Here is a 21,302-nt window from a genome sequence, read left to right on the forward strand (position 1 = left end):
GCATATCATCCGCGCTCATCTTCAATGGCCTGCTTTTACTCCGCCATCATGGCCTGGAATCCGACCGCCGTTGACACCTTGACTGGAGTACGGTAATACGCAATTATAGTTGGATAACTAAGGATATGGCCATGGAGAGAGGATTGCCGACAAAGGCGCTATGGGATCGCCTTCCCGAAATCGTTCGCTTCCGCGATCAACCGGGGATGACGGAGACCTACAGTTTTGCGGGCGCCGAGGGCACGACCGAGCTGGAAGGCCAGCTGTTCCGGCAGAGAGCGCGGCCATCTAAGGCGGTCTATTTGTTCATGCACCCCACAGCCACGGCCCAGCTGCTCCCAATGCCTGAGGCGCTTGCCGATGCGGGGTTGCACGTACTTTGCGCGTCGAGTCGCTACCCGAGAAACGATAGTGCGCTGATTATGGAAAAGGTCGCCTACGACATGGGCCAGTGGGTGCGCCACGCGCGCGAGTCGCTGGGTTATGAAAAGGTGATCCTGGTGGGATGGTCGGGCGGCGGCTCGCTATCGCTGTTTTATGCGGCCCAGTCTGAACATCCGACAATCACCCACACGCCCGCCGGCGACCTTTATGACCTGACAGCAGCGCGGCTGCAGCGGGTTGACGGAATAGTCCTCATCGCCGCCCACCTCAGCCGGGCGGAAGTGCTGACCGAATGGCTTGACCCCTCCGTCATCGACGAATTCGACCCGGACACGCGCGATCTCGAATTCGATATCTATAGTCCGGACTGCCCGAACAAACCACCATTCACCGCTGACTTCATCGCCGCCTTCCGCGAGAGGCAGCGGGCCCGCAATCGCAGAATTACCGCCTGGGCCGAGGAAATGCTTGCCACGCTCCGTCGTCGCAACGACGGCGAAACCGAACGCGCCTTCGTCACGCACCGCACGATGTGCGACGTGCGCTGGATTGATCCGACGATCGACCCCAATGGACGCGCGCCGGGGGCATCCTATCTTGGCAATCCACGCACGGTGAACGTGGGACCCGCTGGTTTGGCGCGATTCTCAACCCTGCGCTCGTGGCTGTCGCAATGGTCCTACGACCTATCCAACTCCAAGGCTGCCGTTAACGCGACAAAGATCCATCGGACCCCTGTGCTGCAGATCGAGAATGAAGCGGACGACGCGGTTCCCGCGAGCCATAATCCGATCATTCACAACGCGCTCACCGTTGCGAACAAGGAATTTGTGAGCATCAAGGGCGCGACCCATTTCTACCAGGGCCAGCCCGAACATGTCAGCGCTTGTATCGACGGGATCATCGACTGGAGCCACCGCAACGATTTGTGATCTGGCCGCCGCGATCGACGCGGCGCCTCCGCATTTTCGCTGCGGCGCGGCCGGCTTACGCCGGCCGGTCGCGGATTCCTTGCGGGGATCAGTTGTAGACGGCGTCCCGGATGTCGGACACGAACTTCCCCGACATACCCTCAAAGGCCGTGTTGGTCATGGCCACGACCGTCAGCGCGTTTGCACGATCGATGAACCAGCTATTGCCGTATCCGCCGGCCCAGTGAAGCGTTCCGGGAGACTGCGGCGACGGGACGGCGTGCGGATCTGCAAGCACTGCCCAGCCGAAGCCGAAGCCCCAACCCGGCCCCCAGGCCGCAGCCTGAGGTCCGAGCTGATCGGTCGCCATCATCTCGACTGTTTCAGGCTTCAGGATCGGACCACCCCCGAGCCGGATGGTTTCCAGAAAGTGCAGGACGTCGCCCGCAGTCCCCACCATCCCACCCCCGCCTGACGGATAGGAGTTTGGATCCAGGATACGGCTCGGCGCGAACGTTAGCGACCCGTTGAAGGCATCCAGAGGCACTACCATGCCGTCCGTGATGCGGACGGGAACGGATTCGCTGTTGAAGTAATTCGTCGCGAGCCGCTCAACATCCGCAACGGCAAAGCCGGTATCGACGATACCCAGCGGATCCGTGACCAGTTTGCGCACAGCATCGCGTAGCGAACCACCGGTAACGCTCTCAACCACCCCTCCCATCACATCCATGCCAAGGGAATAGCGAAAACCCGACCCCGGTGCGGCGGTAAGCGGGGCGGCAGCCAGGCGCCGAAGATTCTCGGATAGCGACAATCCCGGTTGATCCAACCCGTCGGAGACGTCGAGGCGACGATAATGGCCATCGCTCCCTTCCTGAAACGGATAGCCGAGCCCCGATGTGTGCGTGAGCAGATGGCGGATCGAGATGACCGGAACCGATCCATCGGACAGGCGCGGCTGAAAGTCGGGCAGGAAGCGCGTCACTGGATCGTCCAGCCTCACAACACCATCCTCGATCAGGCGCATCACGGCGGCGGTGACAAAGGGTTTGGTCACCGATGCAAATCGGAAAATGCTATCCGTTTGCATCGGCTTTTGCGATTCACGGTCTGCAAATCCCGCCGCGCGGCGATAGGCGATCTTGCCGCCCCGGGCGACGATCACGACCGTTCCCACCAAACGATTGTCGGCGAGAGCATTGTCTATCGCGCGATCCAGGCGATCGGACACATCCGCGCCTTTAAAGGCTGATGAACTCATAAGTTCAAACTCTCCCGATACTCTCGCAGACCGGACGCGGCCCGCACCTAAGCGATTGCAGTCATCAACCGCGCGGTGGAGAGCGACGACGATTCGGTCGGAGGCAAGGCCTGACCATCAGCACACCTCTCCACGCAACCTTCACGTCGCAGACCGCCACCGTGCAGTTCCTTAGTTATCTAACCATTAGTGATGTAAGTATCGGCGCGCAACATTGATGTGGGGCATCCATGGTGGCGAGGACACCCACTATCGCATCAGTCGCCTGCCTCATGAGTGATGCCGGCGACCCCTCGGTCCTCTCGGCGCCGCCGACCCGGCTTCGCGTCGGGCTCCTCGGGGGAGAGGCTCCGAATCGCAGCTTCTAGATTGGTCTGCAGCTCGCCCAATAGGGCGATCTGGAGATCCGCTTCGCGGCGCGAAATGCCGGTCTTAGCGATATCCCCAACTTCGATGCCAATGGGCAGAAGCTTCCTTTTCAGCTCGTGACCGTAAGGGGTGAGGAAGATGTTGATCTTCCGCTTGTCCGCCGCGTTGCGGACCCGGGCAACGATTCCCCGTTGCTCCATGGAAGCGATCGCCGAAAGCGTGGTCGGCTCCATCGTTCCAACAAGGTCGGACAGTTCCTTCTGGGTTAAGCCGTCCTGGTCCCACAGGACGCGCAAGAAGTACCACATGCCCAGGGTGACGCCGAACTGCTCGATCTTCAGCTGTAGCAGCTTTTGCATAAGTCGATGCGTGAGTCGGATTTGATATCCGATACTCAGGTCGAACGGCAGGTTGATTTCCCCGCTATCTCCGCTCATCGAAATCGGCCCTGCATGACCCGAACCATCGGGCCTGTTGAATGTCGAAACCAGCGTGCATTCCTTCTTGGCAACCGCCCCAGCCGCGTGGGTCGGTTGACTTGTTAATGGATTATGACTTGACGGTCCCGCGGTTTCTCATCCGGGTCGAGGGCGAGATTCCGGCGTTCGTTCGGCGGCCTTGATGGTCGTGACTGCCATATATTCAACCGACGTAAGGGCACGAGGGCCACCCTAGTTCGGGCGGGATTCAAAGGGCCGGAGAACCCACGCTCAATCCGCGTGGAATAGATAGGGTGTCACCGAAGCACGATTCAGACCCGTTCGACCGCGAGCGCAAGGCCCATGCCGACGCCGATGCAGAGCGTGGCAAGGCCCAGTCTGCCGTCAGTATCCAACTGGACGTTGGCGGGCAGGTGCACCATCAAAGCCGTTGCCCCTGCCTCATTGGGAGGGCGAACATGGCGACACGCCCCAGGGAGAGTGCATTTGTCCAACAGGCCCGCCCAGCTCAATCCGGAATGGAGCCTTGGTTATCAGGTCCGGCGCTGCCATCGGCGGTTCGATCGCCTGCTCAATGCGATGCTGGCGAAGCACGATCTAAAGACGGGCTTCTGGTATTACCTTCGTGTGCTGTGGATCCGCGACGGCGTCACCCAGAAATATCTGAGCGACATGACCAACGTCACAGAAAACACGACTGTGTCGATAATCAACAACATGATGCAGCACGGGCTTGTAGAGCGCACCCGCGACAAGGTTGATCGCCGCAAGTTGAGCGTTACGCTGACCCAACGAGGCAAAGCCCTGGAAGCGGAGCTCATGCAATATGCGATCGACATTAACCGCATCGCCGTCGCCGGGATCGATCCGGCCGAGGTTGCGACGTGCGTCGACGTGCTTTCGCGCATGTCAGCCAATCTCGCCGCCGAATTCGATTCTATCCCGAACACCCCCGCCGAGGACTGACAGGGCGCAACCGGTCAGCGGCCGCTCGCCGGGTATCCTGCGGCAGCCCGGCAAAGACGGAGCATCGACAACCACGCTGCTCCCGCACCGCTTATGCTCCGCCCCGTCATTTCCCGGATTGCATCACGTCAGATCTTGAACTCCGCGAACGTCTCCGGCGCGAACATGTCCTCGATCGTCAGCTGGCGCGGCGACAGACCCTGCTCATGATGATAGCGCGTGAAGGTCTCGAGTACGTGGCGGTTCTTCTCGATTCCGTAAGGCCACCACTGATCGCCCAACGTCGCGATCGTTTCCTCGACCGCGGCAATTTGCCAGGGCAGCATCGTCTTGAGCGAGGCTGAGACGCGCAGCTGTTCGTAGGTTAGCTGCTGCGCCTGGACGAACGCCTTGTAGAGCGCCTGTGCGATCCAGCGGTTCTTCTCGTAAATGTCGCGGCGAATGGCAACGACGTGCATGATCGGGAAGATATTCGTCTTGCCGAAATAGGCTTTCTCGACCTGGACGAAGTCCGGGAACAGGCGCCGCACATTGTGCGGTTCCGAATAGAAGGTCGATGGAGCACGCGCGGTGTGCAGCGCGTCGATCTCGCCATCAGCCAACATCCGGGTCAGCGTCTGGTTTGGCCCGATCGGCTCAACCTTGAACTTGTCCGGCAGATTGAGTTTGAGCTTTTCCTCACGGCCCGGCTCTTCCTCGCCGCCCGTGACATAAGTGACCGACGCCGGGTCGATGCCATATTCGTCCTGCAGGATACCGCGGATCCAGACCGGCGCGGTCATCTGATATTCCGGGACGCCGATGCGCTTGCCGACAAGGTCGGACGGTTTTTCGATGCCGCTCTTGGCCGACACGAAGATGCAGGAATGACGGAAGAAACGTGACGGGAACACCGGGATGGCGATAAAGTCTGGATTGTCCCGGCCCAGAGTCACGCAATACGATGACATCGAAAGCTCGGCGGCATCGAACTCGCGATTGCGCAGCATCCGGAAGAACGTTTCCTCGACGGCCAGCACCTGAAAGTTGAGATCGATCCCATCGGGGCGGACCGTCTGCGACAGCAGCGCCTCGGTGCGATCATAGCCCCAACAGGCGAGCGAGAGGTTCAATCTAGTCATACGGAAACGGCCTCCAAAGTGTCGATAATCATGGCTGTGGGTGCGATTTCGCTGCCGGTGCGGCTCGATTCGAGTAGGGCTGCGCAGCACGCCACCGTCTTCACGCCCCAGCGGCCATCATGGATCGGCTGGACCAGACCGAGTGCGCCTTCAACGAATTCATCGATGACCTCGACCCGCGGCAGGCTTGGCGGATCGATCGCGAGAAACTCACGGTGTTCATCGCCATAGAGCGTGATGCCTTGGGGCGAGAGCTTGAGATCGGCGCGTTCGCAACTGACCAGCACAAAGCCGAAATGCTCATGATACGGCGCCGGCGGTTCGCTGGTCGATGCGCCGTCCTCGCCATACGCTCGGCGTATCTTGGCAGCGCTTTCGGTCGCTGGTTCGAGGTTCCTGAGCGCGCGCCGCGTGTCACCGTATTGCTCCGGATCCTTCTCGCGGCCGAGTTCCGATATCCAATTAACCAGTTCGTCGGAATCATAATGGGCGTAGCCACTGTACGTCAGCGATGCGACAGCCCCACCCTCGAATCCCATCATCGCGGCATATGCGCCCTCGCTCGGGCGACTGGAATCCCAATTGCCCGCAACCGCGCGCACGAATGTCACATCGCGTCCGACAAGCCGCCGCGCCACGTCAATTTGGTGAGCGGCTTGACTGTAGACAACGCCCCCACCACGCGCGCTGTCCAGCTCTTCGGGGCGACGCGGCCGATACATGAAATCGGTGAAGTTCATCGCCGTGAGTTGCCGCACCGCACCAAAGCCGCCGCTGGCGATCAACTCGGCGGCTCGGCGGACCGGGGCATCAAAGCCATGGCTGGGGCCGACCAGGAGCAGTTTGCCGGCCCGGCGTGCCGCCGCTTCCATCGCGACGCACTCGGCGACAGAGATCGCCATCGGCTTTTCGACCAGAACATGCTTGCCCGCACCGAGGGCCGCGATTGCCTGCGTCGCGTGCAGTTCGTGTGGCGTCGCGATATAGACGGCATCAATATCGGCGGCGAGCAACCCCTCCAGGCTTTCATATGACTTGGCTCCGAACTCGCGCGTGAATTGAGCACGTGGGGACGCGCGCAGATCGAACGCCGCGGCGATCTCGACCCGTGGGTGCGCGCGCAACGCCGGAAGCGTCAGCATGAACCCCCGGCCAAGGCCGACAATGCCGATCCGAAGTGCCTTCATGTTTATCCTCGATCTGCCAGGTCGGTCCTTGAAATGCGGCCCGCTTGAAACGCACAATACTTCTATGTAGAAGTGTTTTCAAGAAGTGGATGAAACACCTTCGTGGCACGGCGCCTTGGCACAGCCACTTTGCGATAAGGATAGGCGATGACACCCCAACAAAATGACATCCTCGCCCGAGTCGAGGGCAGCGCGCCGATGGGCAGGCTGATGCGCCAGCACTGGATGCCCGCGTGCATGTCCGAAGAGGTGGCCGAACCGGATTGTACGCCGCTGCGCGTCCGCCTCCTCGGCGAGAATATGGTGGTGTTCCGCGACAGCAAGGGTCGTCTGGGCGCGCTTGACGAGCAATGCCCGCACCGCCGCGCGTCGCTGGCCTTTGGCCGCAACGAGGAATGCGGCCTGCGTTGCCTCTATCATGGCTGGAAGTTCGACGTGAACGGCAACGCCATCGACATGTCGTCCGAGCCGGTCGACGCCAAGCTGCGCAGCACGATGAAGACCAAGGCCTATCCGGTCCAGGAGGCCGGCGGGTTCGTCTGGGTGTGGATGGGCAATCCCGATCAGGTGACGCCGTTCGACAAGCCCAACTGGGCGACCGTACCGGACGACAAGATCAGCATCGTGAAGATGCATGGCGCATGCAACTGGGCACAGGTGCTCGAAGGCTCCATCGACTCGGCGCACAGTTCGAGCCTGCACTCGTCCAACATGCCGACGGCAACCGAGGTCAGCGGATCGACCGCGACCGACACCGCCTGGCTACGGCCGTCGGCCGACAAGGCGCCACGCCTTGAGGTCCAGAAGACCAGCTTTGGCTTCCGCTATGTCGCGATCCGCAAGCCGATCGTCGACGCCGATGCCACTGATTATATCCGCATGACACTCTATGTGGCGCCCTATACCGTCCACATTCCATCGAATGACCAATATCATCTGAGCCAGATGCTGGTCCCGATCGATGATGAGAACACGATGTTCTACTGGGTCGCCTGGCATCCCGAAAAAGGCATTTCGACCGACGCATGGCGCAAATTCTGCGGTGCCGAGATCGGCAAGGATGTCGAGCCGATCACCTTCAAAAAGATGCGCAACGCAGGAAACAACTATCTCCAGGATCGCGTAGCCATGAAGGACGGCGATTTCACCGGTATCTACGGCATCCCGGCGCAGGACATGGCGATGTGGGAATCGATGGGTACGCTCGCCGATCGTGGCGATGATCGCCTGGGGTCGAGCGACAAGGCGATCTTCACGTTCCGCACACAGATGTACCGCGCCGCGCAGGCGGTGGAAAAGGGCGAGCCGGCGATCGGCACGACCGAGCCGCACATTCCGAACGCCAAGCTCATGTCGTTCGAAGGCATCGTGCCTAAGGGCACCGACTGGCGGCTGCTCAATGTCTCGGACGAAGAGGCGGATATCATGCGGACCGTATCGACAGATGTCGACGCTCTCGGGGACGTCCGCGCTTGATGATGTCCCTGCCGCCCATTGCCGGGCTCGACGCGGATGCCGTCAGTCATTTCGTCCAGTCCGTACTCAAGGAGGATCTGGGGCTAGGTGGTGATGTCACCACCGACCTCACCATCCCCGCCGACGCACGGCTGATCGCGACGATCCAGACTCGCGAGCAGATTGCCGTTGCGGGCATCGATCTCGCCCAGGTCTTCTTCGAGGCCCTTGATCCCGATGTCCGGGTCGAGCGGCTTGCCAGGGATGGAGATGAGCTCCAGGCGGGTGCCCCGATCATGCGCGTGGAGGGTCGCGCCCGCCCGATGTTGTCGGCGGAGCGCTCGGCGCTGAACACGCTGCAGCACCTCACCGGTATTGCCACCCTTACTCGAAGCTATGCCAACATGATCGCGGGCACGTCGTGCATCCTGCTCGACACCCGCAAGACCATACCCGGCCTGCGCGCAATTGAGAAATATGCTGCCCGCATGGGCGGGGCGCACAATCATCGTATGCGGCTCGACGACGGCATCCTGATCAAGGACAATCATGTCGCGATCTGCGGCTCGATCGAGGCGGCCGTGCGCGCGGCCAAGGCGGGCAAGTCAGCACTCCCGGTCCAAGTCGAAGTCGACACAATCGACCAGATCGAGCCGGCACTGAAGGCAGGCGCCGATCGGCTGCTCTTCGACAATATGTCGGTCGAAATGCTGCGCGAGGGTGTGGCGCTGGTTGCGGGCCGCGTGCCGATCGAAGCGTCAGGTGGCGTGCGGCTCGATACCATCCGTGCGATCGCGGAAACGGGAGTTACTTACGTCTCCGTCGGCCGCATTACGCAGAGCGCACCGGCTGCCGATATCGGTCTCGATTACACAATAGCGGCTTGATGGTGCTGTCCGTCTAAAGCGAACCGCACTCGAACGCCGCCAGTTACCGTGCTAGGTGCGCGGTCAATCTCCTTGTGCGCGCTCGCCAAGTTCTCGCGGTTTTTCCACGCGGTTTTTTCAGGAGCCAAAGTCCATCGAGTTTCACAGCAAGTGAACAATGCAGGTCCTCGACGCCTATGGCCGCGACTTCAAGCTCGACCTCTCGAACCGCGTTCTTCAGGCCAAGAATGCGGGTTAATCAAGCGCGGATGATCCGGCAGACCCGCACCAACTCGTTCGCTCAACAGAACTTGGCGGGATCAGTCAGCTATCGGTTCGATGACAACCGGCCGGCCGATCTTCCAAAGGCTGCGCTTGTGGTCGACAACCAGTCGGTCAAAACCACCGAAAGCGGCGGCCCTTGCGGCTACGACGCGGGCAAGAAGATCAAAGGCCGCAAGCGGCACATCCTGACCGACACCTGCGGCTTCCTCATCTTCATTCTCGTGCATACCGCCGATATTCAGGACCGCGATGGCGCGGCCGATGTCCTCAAGGCTGTGCGGCAGCGCTTCCCCTGGTTGCGCCATGTTTTTGCCGATGGCGGCTATGCGGGCGACAAACTCCGCGATGCCATCGCTGGATCGGGGCAATGGACGATCGAATTCATCAAACGGTCGGATAAGGCCAACGGCTTCAAGGTCCTCCCGCGCCGCTGGGTAGTCGAGCGAACCTTTGCATGGCTCGGCCGATGCCGCCGTCTTGCTAAGGACTGGAAACAACCATTGCCTCGTCCACCACATGGGCAACAATCGCCTCCATCCGCATGCTCACCCGCAGAACGGCAAGGTATTGCTATGTTTGGTGAACTTCCGAGTCAGGCTCTAAGACCACAACCACATCCGGCAACGTCACCGATGAAATCATCATGCGATATCTCGACCGGCATACCCACAAAAACGGCTTCAGCCCCTTGCCATGATCCTACCGGCGTCAGCCGGTAAGTGATCAGATTACTGTTCAATAGCCGGCTTGTCCGGCAAGCTGTCGAATTCGGCAGCGAGATTTGCCGATATGCGTTCGAGTACGGACCGGCAGATCTCGATCTCTCGCGGTTCGATGCCGGCGACCGCGACCCGATTGATATCGATCGCGTACGACATCAGTCCCTTCTCGAGTGCGCGGCCATGTTCCGTAAGCGTGATCCGGACCTTACGACGATCATCCTGGTCCTTGGCCCGTTGGACCAGGCCGTGCTTGAGCATGCTGCTGATCATCGCGACCGTCGTATTCTCCGTCACGCTGGTCATGTCACTCAGATATTTCTGGGTAACACCGTCCTTCAGCCACAGGACGCGGAGATAATACCAAAAACCGGTCTTGAGATCGTGCCTGGCCAAATAAGCGCTCAACAGGCGATCAAACCGCCGATGGCAGCGTCGAACCTGATATCCCAAACTCTGTTCCGGATCGAGTTTGGGGGCTTGCTGCGACATCCGTTCACTCCTGATGGGTTCAATCCGTCATCACTCGCACATGGGCCATTTCAACGCACCACAAAACTGCGCTTGCCGCCACGGATACCGACACTCCGCATTCATATTTTCATATTTTGCCCCCGGGGACGGCGACCGTTTCCCGGGGGCAATCGTCAGCGACGCATCGCCAACCGCGGCCTAGATCCGAAATTCAGCGAAAGTCTCGGGTGCAAACATCTCTTCTACCGTAAGTTGGCGGGGCGATAGCCCCTGCTCGTGGTGGTAGCGCGTGAAAGTCTCGATAACGTGGCGGTTCTTGTCGATCCCATAGGGCCACCATGCCTTGCCCATCGTGGCGATCGTATCTTCCACGGCGGCGATCTGCCAGGGCAGCATGGTTTTCAGCGAGGCCGAGACCAGCAGATGCTCATAGCTCAACCGCTGGGCCTCCGTGAACGCCTTGTACAATGCCTGGGCGATCCACCGATTCTTTTCGTAGACGTCGCGCCGGATCGCCACGACGTGCATGATCGGGAAAATGCCGGTTTTGGCGAAATAGGCCTTTTCGACGTCCACGAAATCCGGGAAGAGGCGCCTGACCTTGTCAGGTTCCGAATAGAAGGTCGATGGCGCGCGCGCTGCGTGCAGTGCATCGATCTCGCCGTCAGCCAGCATGCGCGTCAACGTCTGGGTCGGCCCGATCGGTTGCACCTTGAACTTCTCGGGGAGATTGAGCTTCAGCTTCTCCTCGCGTCCCGGCTCTTCCTCGCCGCCGGTGACGTAGGTGACAGAGGCGGGATCCACGCCATATTCGTCCTGCAGAATCCCACGGATCCAGACTGGCGCGGTCATTTGATATTCGGGCACGCCGATCCGCTTGCCAACGAGATCCTCGGGCTTTTCGATACCACTCTTGGCCGACACGAAGATGCAGGAATGGCGGAAGAAGCGCGAAGGGAAGACGGGAATGGCGATGAAACCGGGATTCTCCCGCCCCAGAGTAACGCAATAGGACGACATCGACAGTTCGGCGACGTCGAATTCCCGATTGCGCAGCATGCGGAAGAAGGTTTCCTCGACATCCAAGACCTGGAAGTTGAGATCGATACCGTCCGGCCGCACTGCACCCGTCTGCAGGGCTTCGGTCCGGTCATAGCCCCAACAAGCGAGGGAAAGGCTCAGTCTGGCCATTTTTACAATTTCTCCGATAGAGTGTCGAGAAGTCGGTTCGGCGCTACGTCCGTCCGCCGTCGGCTCGATTCGAGGAGCGCTACGCAACAGGCTATGGTATCAAACCCCCAGCGGCCGTCATGGATGGGGCGACGGGTTCCCAGGCAGGCACCCACGAACTCGTCGATGACCTCCTTGCGCGGCAGCTCCGGCGGTGCGATGGGCAGGAATTCACGTTCGGCATCGCCGTAGATCGAAAGACCCTTGGGCGACAGTTTCAGGTCCGCTCGCTCGCAGCTGAGGAGGATAAAACCGAAATGCTCATGATATCGCGCCAGCGCATCATTTGCGGACGCATCCGGGGCACCATATGTGCGCCTCAGCTTGGCTTCAATTTCATCCTGCGACGAAAGCGCGGCAAGGTTTTTGCGAGCCTCGCCATATCGGGCTGGATCCTTGTCATAGCCAAGCTCGGATATCCATCCAAGGAGCTCGTCGCTGTCATAATGGGCATATCCGCTGTAGGTGAGCGACGCCACGGCACCAGCGGCGAAGGTCATCAGTGCCGTATAGGCTCCCTCACTAGAGCGGCTGCTGTCCCAGTTGGCGGCGACGGCGCGCACGGATGTGACGGGTAGGCCCACAAGACGGCGCACGACATCGATATGATGGGCTGCCTGGCTGTAGACGACACCGCCACCGCGATCGCTATCCAGTTCTTCGGACCGTCGGGGGCGGAATATGAAGTCGGTGAAGTTTAACGCCGTGACCATGCGCACCGCACCGTACTTGCCGGACGCGACCAGTTCCGCGGCGACCTGGACGGGCGCGTCAAAACCGTGGCTTGGTCCTACCACGAGCACCTTGCCCGCTTCCGCTGACGCTCGTTCCATACGCGCACAGTCGGCAAGCGACGTCGCCATCGGCTTTTCAACCAGCACGTGCTTGCCCGCTCGGAGCGCGGCGATCACCTGCTCGGCATGCAACTCATGCGGCGTCGCGATATAAACGGCGTCGATATCAGGCGAACGCAGGAGGGCGTCGAGCGTTTCGAATGCGGGGACTCCGAACTCGACCGCGAAGCGCACCCGCGCCTCGTCCCGCAGATCGAATGCTCCGGCAAACGCCACGCGAGGATCGGCTTTCAAGGCGGGCAGGGTGAGCATGAAGCCGCGGCCAAGCCCAACGATTCCTAGTCGCAACGCGTTCGTGTTCATTCGTATTCCGCCGCTCCCTTTATCCCGAACGATAAGAGCTTGAAAAAGCCACTACTACAATATAGAAGTAGCGGCAAGGACGCACGTAGAGTGTTTCGTCCTCGTGCCAAGCCAAAAAAGGAGGGTAGCTAATGACTCCGGGGCAAAATGATCTGCTTTGTCGTGTGGAAGGTGAAGCCCCGATGGGGAAGCTGATGCGGCAGCACTGGATGCCTGCCTGCATGATCGAGGAAGTGGCCGAACCCGATGGCACGCCATTGCGCGTTCGCTTGCTGGGCGAGAACATTGTTGTGTTCCGTGACACTGAAGGTCGCATCGGCGCGCTTGATGAGCTGTGTCCCCACCGCCGGGCTTCGCTCGTTTTTGGGCGCAACGAGGAGTGCGGCCTTCGCTGTCTGTACCATGGCTGGAAGTTCGACGTGGCTGGCAACGCTGTCGATATGTCTTCCGAGCCGACCGATGCGAAACTGCGCAGCACGATGAAGACGAAAGCTTATCCGGTCGTCGAGTCGGCTGGCTTCGTCTGGGTATGGATGGGTGATCCCGAGAACGTGATCCCGTTCAGCCCGCCCAACTGGTCGGCCGCCCCTGCCGAGAAGATCAGCATCGTTAAGATGCACGGGGCATGCAACTGGGCGCAGATCCTGGAAGGATCGATCGATTCCGCGCACAGCTCGAGCCTGCATTCGTCGAACATGCCGACCGCATCCGAAGTCAGCGGGTCCATGGCAACGGATTCTGCCTGGCTGCGTCCGTCGGCTGACAAGTCGCCTCGCATTGAGGTGCAGAAAACGCCGTTCGGCTTCCGCTATGTCGCCATTCGCAAGGCGATCGTCGATCCGGACAAGCAGGACTATGTCCGCATGACGCTGTTTCAGGCGCCATATACGGTCCACATTCCGCCCAACGACCAATATAATCTGTCGCAGATGCTGGTTCCGATCGATGACGTGAACACCATGTTCTACTGGATCGCATGGCACCCGACCAAAGGCATCAGCCAGGATGCCTGGCGCAAGTTCTGCGGCGCGGAAATCGGCAAGGATGTCGAGCCTATCACCTACAAGAAGGTGCGGACCGCCGAGAATAACTATCTTCAGGATCGCGCCTTGATGAAGGCTGGTGATTTTACGGGAATCTACGGCATCCCCTGCCAGGATATGGCGATGTGGGAGTCAATGGGGGCGATCGCGGATCGTAGCGAGGATTTGTTGGGTTCCAGCGACAAGGCCATCTTCACCTTCCGCACGCAAATGTACCGAGCTGCCCAGGCCGTGCAAAAAGGGGAGCCTGCCATCGGAGCGATCGAACCGCGTGTTCCCTTGGCCAAGCTCAAGTCATTTGAAGGCCTGGTGCCCAAGGGGTATAATTGGCGGTTGATCAACGTCTCCGAGGAAGAGAAGCAATTGGCGGGTTCCGTCAGTAACGATGAAGAGGTCGACGCGATGGCGGATGCCGCTTCCTGATGTGCGATTTGCCAACCACCGCGGGGCTGAATCCGCAGCAACTCGATAATTTTGTCGAGTCTGTATTGAGCGAGGATATGGGGAGCGGGGACATCACGACACGCGTGGCGATCCCCGCGAGCGCGCGCTTTTCCGCCATTTTGGCGGCTCGCCAACCGGTGGTGGTCGCCGGACTTCAGCTGGCGGATGCCTTTTTCCGCAAGCTTGACCCGGATGTGGACATAGAATTGCTGGTGCAGGATGGCGACGCGGCCGGCGTCGGCCAGCCGCTTATGCGCATCGAGGGAAATGCCCAGCCGATGCTCGCAGCTGAGCGTTCGGCTCTCAATACGCTCCAGCACCTTACCGGAATTGCGACGATGACCCGTACCTATGCAGAAGCGGTTGCGGGCACGGATTGCGTACTTCTCGACACGCGCAAGACAATTCCAGGTCTGCGAACGATTGAGAAATACGCCGCTAGGGTAGGTGGCGCACGCAATCATCGCATGCGTCTCGACGACGGCATCCTTATCAAGGATAATCACATCGCCGCCGCTGGTAGCATCGTGGAGGCCGTCAAGGCAGCGAAGGCCGCCAATACCGGGCTGGAAGTACAGGTCGAGGTCGACACACTTGAGCAGATCGAGCCTGCTCTTGCAGCAGGCGCTGATCGCCTGCTTTGCGACAACATGTCCCCCGCCTTGCTCAAGCAGGCCGTCGCTCTTGTCGGCGGACGGGTACCCATAGAGGCATCGGGCGGGGTGCGTCTCGAAACGATCAGAGAGATCGCTTTAACCGGGGTCGATTTTGTGTCTGTGGGCCGCATAACGCAGAGTGCGCCGGCCGCCGATATCGGGTTGGATTACGCGCTTTCCTCATGAGGGCTGCCGCTCTGCAGTGAGCAAACACTCCCCGACTGCTTGCAGAACATCGGTAAATAGATAGTCGGAAACAGAGGGCAAATGGAAATTATCGTCACAACGCGCACCGGTGAGCGCGTGACTATCGCGCCAAATGGCGCAACCACTTTCCTGGAAGTGATCCGCGAAGCAGGCATCGACGAGCTATTGGCATTGTGCGGCGGGTGTTGCTCCTGTGCGACTAGTCATGTCCACGTTGAAGAAGCATTTCTCGATCGCTTGCCGCCCATTGGCTCCGATGAGGATGATCTCTTGGACTCGTCCGAGCAGCGCTGTGCAGGATCTCGCTTATCCTGCCAGGTTCCGATTTCGGATACTCTTGACGGTGTTAGCGTCACCATCGCGCCAGAAGACTAGTTCGCCACGAATAGCGACTGCCGGTCGCAAGGAAATTGTTATCCCATGCAGATGCGTTACGATGTACTTATTGTCGGAGCCGGGCACGGAGGTGCTCAGGCTGCGCTCGCATTGCGTCAACTTAAGTTCGCGGGAAGCGTAGCACTACTGGGCGACGAACCGGATCCTCCCTATGAACGCCCGCCGCTCTCGAAGGAATATTTCTCGGGCGAGAAAAGCTTCGAAAGGATTTTGATCCGGCCGCCGACTTTCTGGCCGGAGCGGAATATCGAGCTATTGCTTGGGCGACGCGTTGCGGCGGTCCACCCCGCGGAGCATCGCATTGCGCTCTCGGATGGAGCCCACCTCGGCTATGGTAAGCTCATCTGGGCGACAGGCGGCGCGCCGCGCCGCTTGAGTTGCTCCGGCAGTAATCTCAGGGGCGTTCATAGCGTGCGTACTCGGGCTGACGCCGACAGGATGCTCGCCGAAACAATTCGAGCGCGGAACATCGTGGTAATCGGCGGCGGCTATATCGGTTTGGAGGCTGCGGCGGTGCTTGCCAAGATCGGCAAACATGTGACGGTGCTCGAGGCCATGGATCGTGTCCTGGCGCGGGTGGCGGGCGAACCATTGTCCCGTTTTTACGAGGCGGAACATCAGGCGCATGGCGTCGACATCCGTTTGAATGCCCAAATGGATTGCCTGATCGGTAAAGATGGATGGGTATCGGGCGTTCGCATGGCGGATGGCTCGATATTGTCCGCCGACATGGTCGTTGTTGGGATTGGGATTGTTCCGGCCGTTGAACCGTTGGCGACGGCAGGCGCTGCGGGCGTCAACGGCGTGGAGGTTGACCAATTTTGCCGAACCTCGCTGCCGGACATTTATGCGATCGGCGATTGCGCAATCCATGCCAACCCCTTTGCAAGTACCCAGAAGATTCGCTTGGAATCGGTGCAGAATGCCAACGACCAGGCGATCATTGCGGTGAAACATATCATGGGCGAACCCACGCCCTATCATTCCGTTCCGTGGTTCTGGTCGAACCAGTATGATCTCAAACTCCAGACGATCGGCCTCAACCTGGGATATGACGATATCGTCATGCGGGGTGATCCGGCGAACCGCAGCTTCACCTTGGTGTATCTCAACCAGGGCAGGGTCATCGCTCTCGACTGCGTCAATTCGGTAAAGGATTATGTGCAGGGCAAGGCACTTGTTCTCGTCCACGCCACTCCCGACAAATCCCGACTTTCGAACTGTGAAATTCCTCTCAAAACACTCGCTACGTGACGCGGCTGTCTGTTAGAGTCTAATTGATAATTATCCGTCGTAATTTCATGGTCTTGCGATGCGGCTTATGAAGAACTGTATCAATGCGATAAACAGCCAAGCGGTTGCTGAGGCAATGGTTTGCTCGAAGTCTTTGGCGAGACGCCGGTTGCGACCGAGCCAGGCAAAGGTTTGCTCAACGACCCAGCGTCTGGGCAAGACCTCGAAGCCTTTGGCGCGGTCGGACCGCTTGATAATTTCGATGGACCACCTGCTCTTGCCGATCTTGCGCAGCGCTTGCCGCAGCTTGTCACCGGCGTATCCGCCATCGGCGAAGACATGCCGTAACCACGGGAAGCGCCGGATGATCTCGGCCAGCACGAGCGGCGCGCCATCGCGGTCCTGGACGTCGGCAGTATGGATCACGGCATGCACGAGATTGCCATCGGTATCGGTCACGATGTGCCGCTTGCGTCCCTTGATCTTCTTGCCAGCATCGTAGCCGCAAGGGCCGCCGCTTTCGGTGGTTTTGACCGACTGGTTGTCGACCACACCGGCACTTGGGCTTGCCTCGCGTCCTTCAATCTCGCGCAGGTTCATGACCAGCACCGTGTTCATCGCCTCGAGCAGACCAGCGTTGCGCCAGGCGTAGAAATAGGCCCAGTCGGCCCGAAGCTGCGATTTTGGTCATCTTGGAGAACACGTCGGGAACGGGCTGGTTGTTGTTGACGATCGCCCATGCGAGGAACGACGTTCCGCTCCGATAAGGGAGCGGCGTTATGAGCCTTGGCGTTTCGAGTGGGGATCTGATCGGCTCCTGGAGCCTGAGTTTTTCGGACATCGCGTTCGTGACCGGCAAAGCGGAGACGGCACGACTGGGATTGGCGGTTCAGCTTAGATTTTTCGCCGGGCATGGCTTCTTTGTGCCGGATCATGCGTCGATACCCTCCGACGGTGTCTTGTATCTGGCGGAGCAACTTGGTCTCGATGCCAAATCCGTGAACCACTATGATTTTTCCGGGCGCACCGCCCGCCGGCATTGCGCGGAGATTTTGCGGCATCTCGGGTTCCGCCGTATGACGCAGACGGATCGCAGGGCGTTGTCGAGGTGGATTTCCGACGATCTTTGTGCGGGCGGGCAGCCGATCAATGCCATGCTCGAGCATGTTTTCCTGTGGTGCCGCGACCGCCGTATCTATGGGCCGTCGCGCAAGGAGCTGGAACGCCTCGTCCGTTCGCAACGACACCTCTATCTGGAGGCCCTGTTGGCCCGAGTCCGCGATCGGCTTGCGCCGGATGCGGTCGCCTTGCTGGAAGCCTCGCTCGCCGATCCCGATGGCCCGACCGGCTTCAACACGATGAAGGGGGATGCAGGTCAGGCGACGCTCGAAAACATTCTTGGCGTGACCGCCAAACTCGCCTTTATCCAACGGCTTGCTCTTCCCCGAGATTTCCTATCGGTCACGGGCAAGGCATGGGTCGATCAGATCGTTCGCCGGGTTGCCGGCGAGAAAGCCTCGGAGATGCGCCGGCATGTACCGGCGCGCCAGCTCGGGCTCTATGCCGTTTATCTGATGGCGCGGGAAGCTCAGCTTACGGATGCGATGGTCGACCTGCTGATCGAGACGGTCCATAAGATCGGATCGCGCTCGAAACGCAAGGTGGTGGGCGATATCGCGAAAGACATCGAGCGGGTCTATGGCAAGGAGCGACTCCTGGTCGAGATTGCCAGCGCTTCGATCGACGATCCATCCGGGCGCATCTGCGATGTCATTTTCCCAATCGCCGGCAAGGACAAACTGGCGGCGATCATCAAGGAAAGCCAGGCAAAGGGCGCCTTGGATCGGCGGATCTACAAGGTGATGCGGAGGTCATGGGCCAATCATTATCGCCGTATGCTGCCAAGCCTGCTTTCGGCACTGGAGTTCCGGTCGAACAACGCCGTGTGGCGTCCGGTGCTGGCGGCCCTGGACTGGATCAGAAGCAAAGTGGATGATGGATGCCGCTACGTGCCGCCGCACGCAGTGCCGGTCGACGAGGTCATTCCGGCGAGATGGCGCAGTTCCGTCATTGATGAAGAGGGGCGCGTAAACCGGATCAGTTATGAGCTTTGTGTCCTCGCGCAACTGCGCGATCGCATCCGTTCTAAGGAAATCTGGGTTGTCGGGGCGGACCGATACCGCAATCCCGATGACGATCTTCCCAAGGACTTCGATGCGCGGCGAGAAGCATATTACACAGGATTGAACCTGACGGCGGATGCGCGTGCATTTTCAAGCGCCATCCGGGAAGAGCTTGCTCAGGAACTGTTGCTCCTCAATGCCAATATTCCCCGGAACGACAAGGTTCGGCTGCTGTGGCGCGGCGAGAACCGTATATCTCTCACCCCGTTCAAACCCTTGCCCGAACCCAGGGGTCTCGCCTCGATCAAGACCGAGATCGGCCAACGCTGGCCGATGACCGGGCTGCTCGACGTACTGAAGGAGGCTGCCCTTGATACGGGACTTCTCGAAGCGTTCGAAACATCGGCCTCGCGTGTTGCACTGCCGAAAACCGCGCTGGATCAACGTCTCCTGCTATGCCTCTACGGCCTGGGAACGAATGCCGGGCTCAAGCGGATCGCCGGCGCCACCCCCGATGTCAGCTATGAAGAGCTGCTGCATGTCCATCGCCGCTTCGTTCATGCCGCGGCGCTCAAGGAGGCGTGTGCCAGGGTTGCGAATGCGACCCTGGCAATCCGCAATGCTGCAGTCTGGGGGGACGCCGGCACGGCCTGTGCGTCAGATTCCACAAAGTTCGGAGCCTGGGATCGCAACCTGATGACGGAATGGCATGCGCGTTATGGTGGACGGGGCGTCATGATCTACTGGCATGTCGAACGACGCGCGACATGCGTCTATTCCCAGCTCAAGCGCTGCTCTTCCTCCGAGGTCGCCTCCATGATCGAGGGCGTGCTGCGCCATTGCACCGACATGGAAATCCAGCGCCAGTACGTCGATAGCCACGGCCAGAGCGCAGTCGGCTTTGCGTTCTGCCGACTCCTTGGATTTGAGCTTGCCCCGCGGCTGAAAGCAGTGGCACGCCAGAAACTGGCCCTTCCCCAAGCCGGCATGCGCACGCGGCTTTCCAATTTACTGCCGATCCTCTCCAGCCCGATCGACTGGGACGAGATCGAGCAACAATATGACGAAATGGTCAAATATGCCGCTGCCATGCAATCGCGCACCGCCGATCCGGAAGCGATCCTGCTCCGGTTTGCCAGAGCCGAAGTGATGCACCCGACCTACAAGGCGCTGAGTGAACTCGGCCGCGCGGTCAAAACAATCTTCCTATGCCGGTATTTGCGTCAGGAGGCATTCCGCCGCGAGATCCACGAAGGGCTGAATGTGGTTGAGAACTGGAACGGCGCTAATGGTTTCGTGTTCTTCGGCAAGGGCGGCGAGATCGCCACCAACCGCATCCATGAGCAGGAAATCTCCGTTCTGGCGCTACACCTCCTGCAAGCGTCGCTGGTGTATGTGAACACCCGCATGCTTCAGACCGTACTGGTTGAGCCGAAGTGGGCGGGGCGGATGACGCCGGAAGATTATCGTGGTCTCACGCCGTTGATCTACAGTCATGTGAACCCTTATGGCCGCTTCGACCTCGACCTGAACGACCGGATTGATTTTGGACGGCTTGCAGCGTGAGGCGGCTGATCGGCCTATAACATTTGGGTACACCCAGAGTGATAGGGCCGAGTGACACCATTCGTCTGTCACAAAAGGGTGGGTTTGCGCTCAATGTGACGATACACTGCAAGAGCCACCCTAATGTGACGGATTTTGCACTTGGCTCGTATCGGATATGCCCGCGTCAGCACCACGGACCAGGATCTGGATATCCAGATTGGCCGCCTCAAGAATGCAGGTTGCGAAATTATCCGTTCCGAGACCGGATCGGGGGCCTCGCGGAGCGGGCGCACGGAACTGGAAACGATCATGCAGTTTATGCACACCGGCGACGAGCTGGTCGTGCTGCGGCTCGACCGGCTCGGCCGCTCCACGCGCGATGTCCTGAACCTGGTGCATGAGCTTGATGAAAAGGGAGCTTCGCTGCGCATCCTTGAGCCAGAGGTGACGACGGCGGGCGACATGGGGCGAATGGTCATCACCATACTCGGCATGGTCGCCGATATGGAGCTGAAGTTCATCAAGGATCGTCAGCGCGCCGGGATCGAAGCGGCGCGCGCCGAAGGCGTTTACAAAGGCCGGAAGAAGAACGTCGATGACGATGAAATCCGCCGTCGCCTTGCCGCCGGCGCCAGCAAGGCCCGCGTTGCCCGCGACCTGAAGGTCTCACGAATGACCGTCTATCGGGCGCTCGACATTATTCCGTCACAGACCAAACTGCCGGAAAAGCCGCCCACTGCCAGCATCGTGTGGATCGGCGTGCAAAAAGGACCCCGTTAGCGGGGTGATCGGCGTCTAAAAGGGACCCCTCATTTCGATGGTTT

At 59.9% G+C, this 21,302-nt stretch carries 17 protein-coding genes and 3 pseudogenes; 12 read left to right on the plus strand and 8 right to left on the minus strand.

Going from position 1 to position 21,302, the window contains the following annotated elements:
- The first annotated feature begins 206 nt into the window (after positions 1-206).
- Positions 207-1,316 carry an alpha/beta fold hydrolase gene (locus AC3WLD_RS18400; protein WP_230962622.1) on the plus strand — a complete coding sequence of 370 codons (1,110 nt, stop codon included), beginning with the start codon at positions 207-209 and terminating at the stop codon, positions 1,314-1,316.
- A gap of 88 nt (positions 1,317-1,404) precedes the next feature.
- Here AC3WLD_RS18400 and AC3WLD_RS18405 read toward each other — a convergent pair whose 3' ends face one another.
- Together AC3WLD_RS18405 and AC3WLD_RS18410 are read right to left on the minus strand one after the other, a co-directional pair.
- The gene (locus tag AC3WLD_RS18405; RefSeq protein ID WP_200880210.1) at positions 1,405-2,529 is read right to left on the minus strand and encodes a serine hydrolase domain-containing protein; all 1,125 of its coding nucleotides are present in this window, start codon (positions 2,527-2,529) and stop codon (positions 1,405-1,407) included.
- 287 nt (positions 2,530-2,816) lie between these two features.
- A complete protein-coding gene (locus AC3WLD_RS18410; protein WP_052182396.1) occupies positions 2,817-3,365 on the minus strand; it encodes a MarR family winged helix-turn-helix transcriptional regulator in 549 nt (182 codons plus the stop codon).
- A 489-nt stretch (positions 3,366-3,854) separates the two neighbouring features.
- Here AC3WLD_RS18410 and AC3WLD_RS18415 point away from each other — a divergent pair, with 489 nt between their 5' ends.
- The gene (locus tag AC3WLD_RS18415; protein ID WP_062347432.1) at positions 3,855-4,334 is read left to right on the plus strand and encodes a MarR family winged helix-turn-helix transcriptional regulator; all 480 of its coding nucleotides are present in this window, start codon (positions 3,855-3,857) and stop codon (positions 4,332-4,334) included.
- Positions 4,335-4,462: 128 nt separating this feature from the next.
- On the opposite strand, the gene AC3WLD_RS18420 is transcribed toward AC3WLD_RS18415, so the two are convergent.
- Both AC3WLD_RS18420 and AC3WLD_RS18425 read right to left on the minus strand, forming a co-directional pair.
- Positions 4,463-5,455, minus strand: a complete 993-nt coding sequence (locus tag AC3WLD_RS18420; protein ID WP_184081890.1) for an ABC transporter substrate-binding protein — start codon at positions 5,453-5,455, stop codon at positions 4,463-4,465.
- Positions 5,452-6,642 (minus strand): Gfo/Idh/MocA family protein, encoded by a 1,191-nt coding sequence (locus tag AC3WLD_RS18425; protein ID WP_062344530.1) that lies wholly within the window; start codon positions 6,640-6,642, stop codon positions 5,452-5,454. Before AC3WLD_RS18425 ends, AC3WLD_RS18420 begins: the two co-directional genes overlap by 4 nt.
- Before the next feature lie 147 nt (positions 6,643-6,789).
- On the opposite strand from AC3WLD_RS18425, the gene AC3WLD_RS18430 reads away from it, so the two are divergent.
- From AC3WLD_RS18430 to AC3WLD_RS18445, 4 genes and pseudogenes are all read left to right on the plus strand, one after another.
- A complete protein-coding gene (locus AC3WLD_RS18430) occupies positions 6,790-8,118 on the plus strand; it encodes a Rieske 2Fe-2S domain-containing protein (RefSeq protein WP_062344527.1) in 1,329 nt (442 codons plus the stop codon).
- Positions 8,118-8,984 carry a carboxylating nicotinate-nucleotide diphosphorylase gene (nadC, locus tag AC3WLD_RS18435; RefSeq protein WP_062344525.1) on the plus strand — a complete coding sequence of 289 codons (867 nt, stop codon included), beginning with the start codon at positions 8,118-8,120 and terminating at the stop codon, positions 8,982-8,984. The genes AC3WLD_RS18430 and nadC (AC3WLD_RS18435) overlap by 1 nt, the downstream gene beginning before the upstream one ends.
- Before the next feature lie 350 nt (positions 8,985-9,334).
- A pseudogene (locus AC3WLD_RS18440) lies at positions 9,335-9,831 on the plus strand (IS5 family transposase); the annotation flags it as partial.
- A gap of 24 nt (positions 9,832-9,855) precedes the next feature.
- A pseudogene (locus AC3WLD_RS18445) lies at positions 9,856-9,945 on the plus strand (IS200/IS605 family transposase); the annotation flags it as partial.
- 31 nt (positions 9,946-9,976) lie between these two features.
- Here the strand turns inward: AC3WLD_RS18445 and AC3WLD_RS18450 are convergent.
- From AC3WLD_RS18450 to AC3WLD_RS18460, 3 genes are all read right to left on the minus strand, one after another.
- Positions 9,977-10,459 (minus strand): MarR family winged helix-turn-helix transcriptional regulator, encoded by a 483-nt coding sequence (locus AC3WLD_RS18450; RefSeq protein ID WP_100240024.1) that lies wholly within the window; start codon positions 10,457-10,459, stop codon positions 9,977-9,979.
- A gap of 180 nt (positions 10,460-10,639) precedes the next feature.
- Positions 10,640-11,632, minus strand: coding sequence for a PhnD/SsuA/transferrin family substrate-binding protein (locus AC3WLD_RS18455; RefSeq protein ID WP_184081889.1), 993 nt, complete (start codon positions 11,630-11,632; stop codon positions 10,640-10,642).
- A 2-nt stretch (positions 11,633-11,634) separates the two neighbouring features.
- On the minus strand, positions 11,635-12,828 hold the full coding sequence (locus AC3WLD_RS18460) for a Gfo/Idh/MocA family protein (protein ID WP_184081888.1): 1,194 nt from the start codon (positions 12,826-12,828) through the stop codon (positions 11,635-11,637).
- A 182-nt stretch (positions 12,829-13,010) separates the two neighbouring features.
- Here AC3WLD_RS18460 and AC3WLD_RS18465 point away from each other — a divergent pair, with 182 nt between their 5' ends.
- The 4 genes from AC3WLD_RS18465 to AC3WLD_RS18480 all read left to right on the plus strand — a co-directional run bounded on the left by AC3WLD_RS18465 (position 13,011) and on the right by AC3WLD_RS18480 (position 16,828).
- Complete coding sequence (locus AC3WLD_RS18465) at positions 13,011-14,294, plus strand: Rieske 2Fe-2S domain-containing protein (protein ID WP_492558358.1); 1,284 nt, start codon at positions 13,011-13,013, stop codon at positions 14,292-14,294.
- The gene (gene nadC / locus AC3WLD_RS18470; RefSeq protein ID WP_184081886.1) at positions 14,294-15,157 is read left to right on the plus strand and encodes a carboxylating nicotinate-nucleotide diphosphorylase; all 864 of its coding nucleotides are present in this window, start codon (positions 14,294-14,296) and stop codon (positions 15,155-15,157) included. Before AC3WLD_RS18465 ends, nadC (AC3WLD_RS18470) begins: the two co-directional genes overlap by 1 nt.
- 81 nt (positions 15,158-15,238) lie before the next feature.
- The gene (locus tag AC3WLD_RS18475; RefSeq protein WP_184081885.1) at positions 15,239-15,553 is read left to right on the plus strand and encodes a 2Fe-2S iron-sulfur cluster-binding protein; all 315 of its coding nucleotides are present in this window, start codon (positions 15,239-15,241) and stop codon (positions 15,551-15,553) included.
- Positions 15,554-15,598: 45 nt separating this feature from the next.
- On the plus strand, positions 15,599-16,828 hold the full coding sequence (locus tag AC3WLD_RS18480) for an NAD(P)/FAD-dependent oxidoreductase (RefSeq protein WP_184081884.1): 1,230 nt from the start codon (positions 15,599-15,601) through the stop codon (positions 16,826-16,828).
- A gap of 45 nt (positions 16,829-16,873) precedes the next feature.
- On the opposite strand, the pseudogene AC3WLD_RS18485 reads toward AC3WLD_RS18480, so the two are convergent.
- Positions 16,874-17,464, minus strand: a pseudogene (locus tag AC3WLD_RS18485) (IS5 family transposase); the annotation flags it as partial.
- A gap of 122 nt (positions 17,465-17,586) precedes the next feature.
- Here AC3WLD_RS18485 and AC3WLD_RS18490 point away from each other — a divergent pair.
- Together AC3WLD_RS18490 and AC3WLD_RS18495 are read left to right on the plus strand one after the other, a co-directional pair.
- Positions 17,587-20,496: a Tn3 family transposase gene (locus AC3WLD_RS18490; RefSeq protein ID WP_037556849.1), complete on the plus strand. Its 2,910-nt coding sequence runs from the start codon at positions 17,587-17,589 to the stop codon at positions 20,494-20,496.
- Between the two features lie 141 nt (positions 20,497-20,637).
- On the plus strand, positions 20,638-21,258 hold the full coding sequence (locus tag AC3WLD_RS18495; RefSeq protein ID WP_492558359.1) for a recombinase family protein: 621 nt from the start codon (positions 20,638-20,640) through the stop codon (positions 21,256-21,258).
- Positions 21,259-21,302: the final 44 nt, after the last annotated feature.

The sequence above is a fragment of the Novosphingobium sp. FW305-C-111 genome (assembly GCF_058783565.1).

Bases quoted from the DNA above. Each gene is read 5' to 3' on its own strand.
- AC3WLD_RS18400 (WP_230962622.1), top strand. From the start codon at position 207: ATGACGGAGACCTACAGTTTTGCGGGCGCCGAGGGCACGACCGAGCTG.
- AC3WLD_RS18410 (WP_052182396.1), bottom strand. From the start codon at position 3,365: ATGAGCGGAGATAGCGGGGAAATCAACCTGCCGTTCGACCTGAGTATC.
- AC3WLD_RS18420 (WP_184081890.1), bottom strand. From the start codon at position 5,455: ATGACTAGATTGAACCTCTCGCTCGCCTGTTGGGGCTATGATCGCACC.
- AC3WLD_RS18425 (WP_062344530.1), bottom strand. From the start codon at position 6,642: ATGAAGGCACTTCGGATCGGCATTGTCGGCCTTGGCCGGGGGTTCATG.
- AC3WLD_RS18430 (WP_062344527.1), top strand. From the start codon at position 6,790: ATGACACCCCAACAAAATGACATCCTCGCCCGAGTCGAGGGCAGCGCG.
- nadC (WP_062344525.1), top strand. From the start codon at position 8,118: ATGATGTCCCTGCCGCCCATTGCCGGGCTCGACGCGGATGCCGTCAGT.
- AC3WLD_RS18450 (WP_100240024.1), bottom strand. From the start codon at position 10,459: ATGTCGCAGCAAGCCCCCAAACTCGATCCGGAACAGAGTTTGGGATAT.
- AC3WLD_RS18455 (WP_184081889.1), bottom strand. From the start codon at position 11,632: ATGGCCAGACTGAGCCTTTCCCTCGCTTGTTGGGGCTATGACCGGACC.
- AC3WLD_RS18460 (WP_184081888.1), bottom strand. From the start codon at position 12,828: ATGAACACGAACGCGTTGCGACTAGGAATCGTTGGGCTTGGCCGCGGC.
- AC3WLD_RS18465 (WP_492558358.1), top strand. From the start codon at position 13,011: ATGGGGAAGCTGATGCGGCAGCACTGGATGCCTGCCTGCATGATCGAG.
- nadC (WP_184081886.1), top strand. From the start codon at position 14,294: ATGTGCGATTTGCCAACCACCGCGGGGCTGAATCCGCAGCAACTCGAT.
- AC3WLD_RS18475 (WP_184081885.1), top strand. From the start codon at position 15,239: ATGGAAATTATCGTCACAACGCGCACCGGTGAGCGCGTGACTATCGCG.
- AC3WLD_RS18480 (WP_184081884.1), top strand. From the start codon at position 15,599: ATGCAGATGCGTTACGATGTACTTATTGTCGGAGCCGGGCACGGAGGT.
- AC3WLD_RS18490 (WP_037556849.1), top strand. From the start codon at position 17,587: ATGAGCCTTGGCGTTTCGAGTGGGGATCTGATCGGCTCCTGGAGCCTG.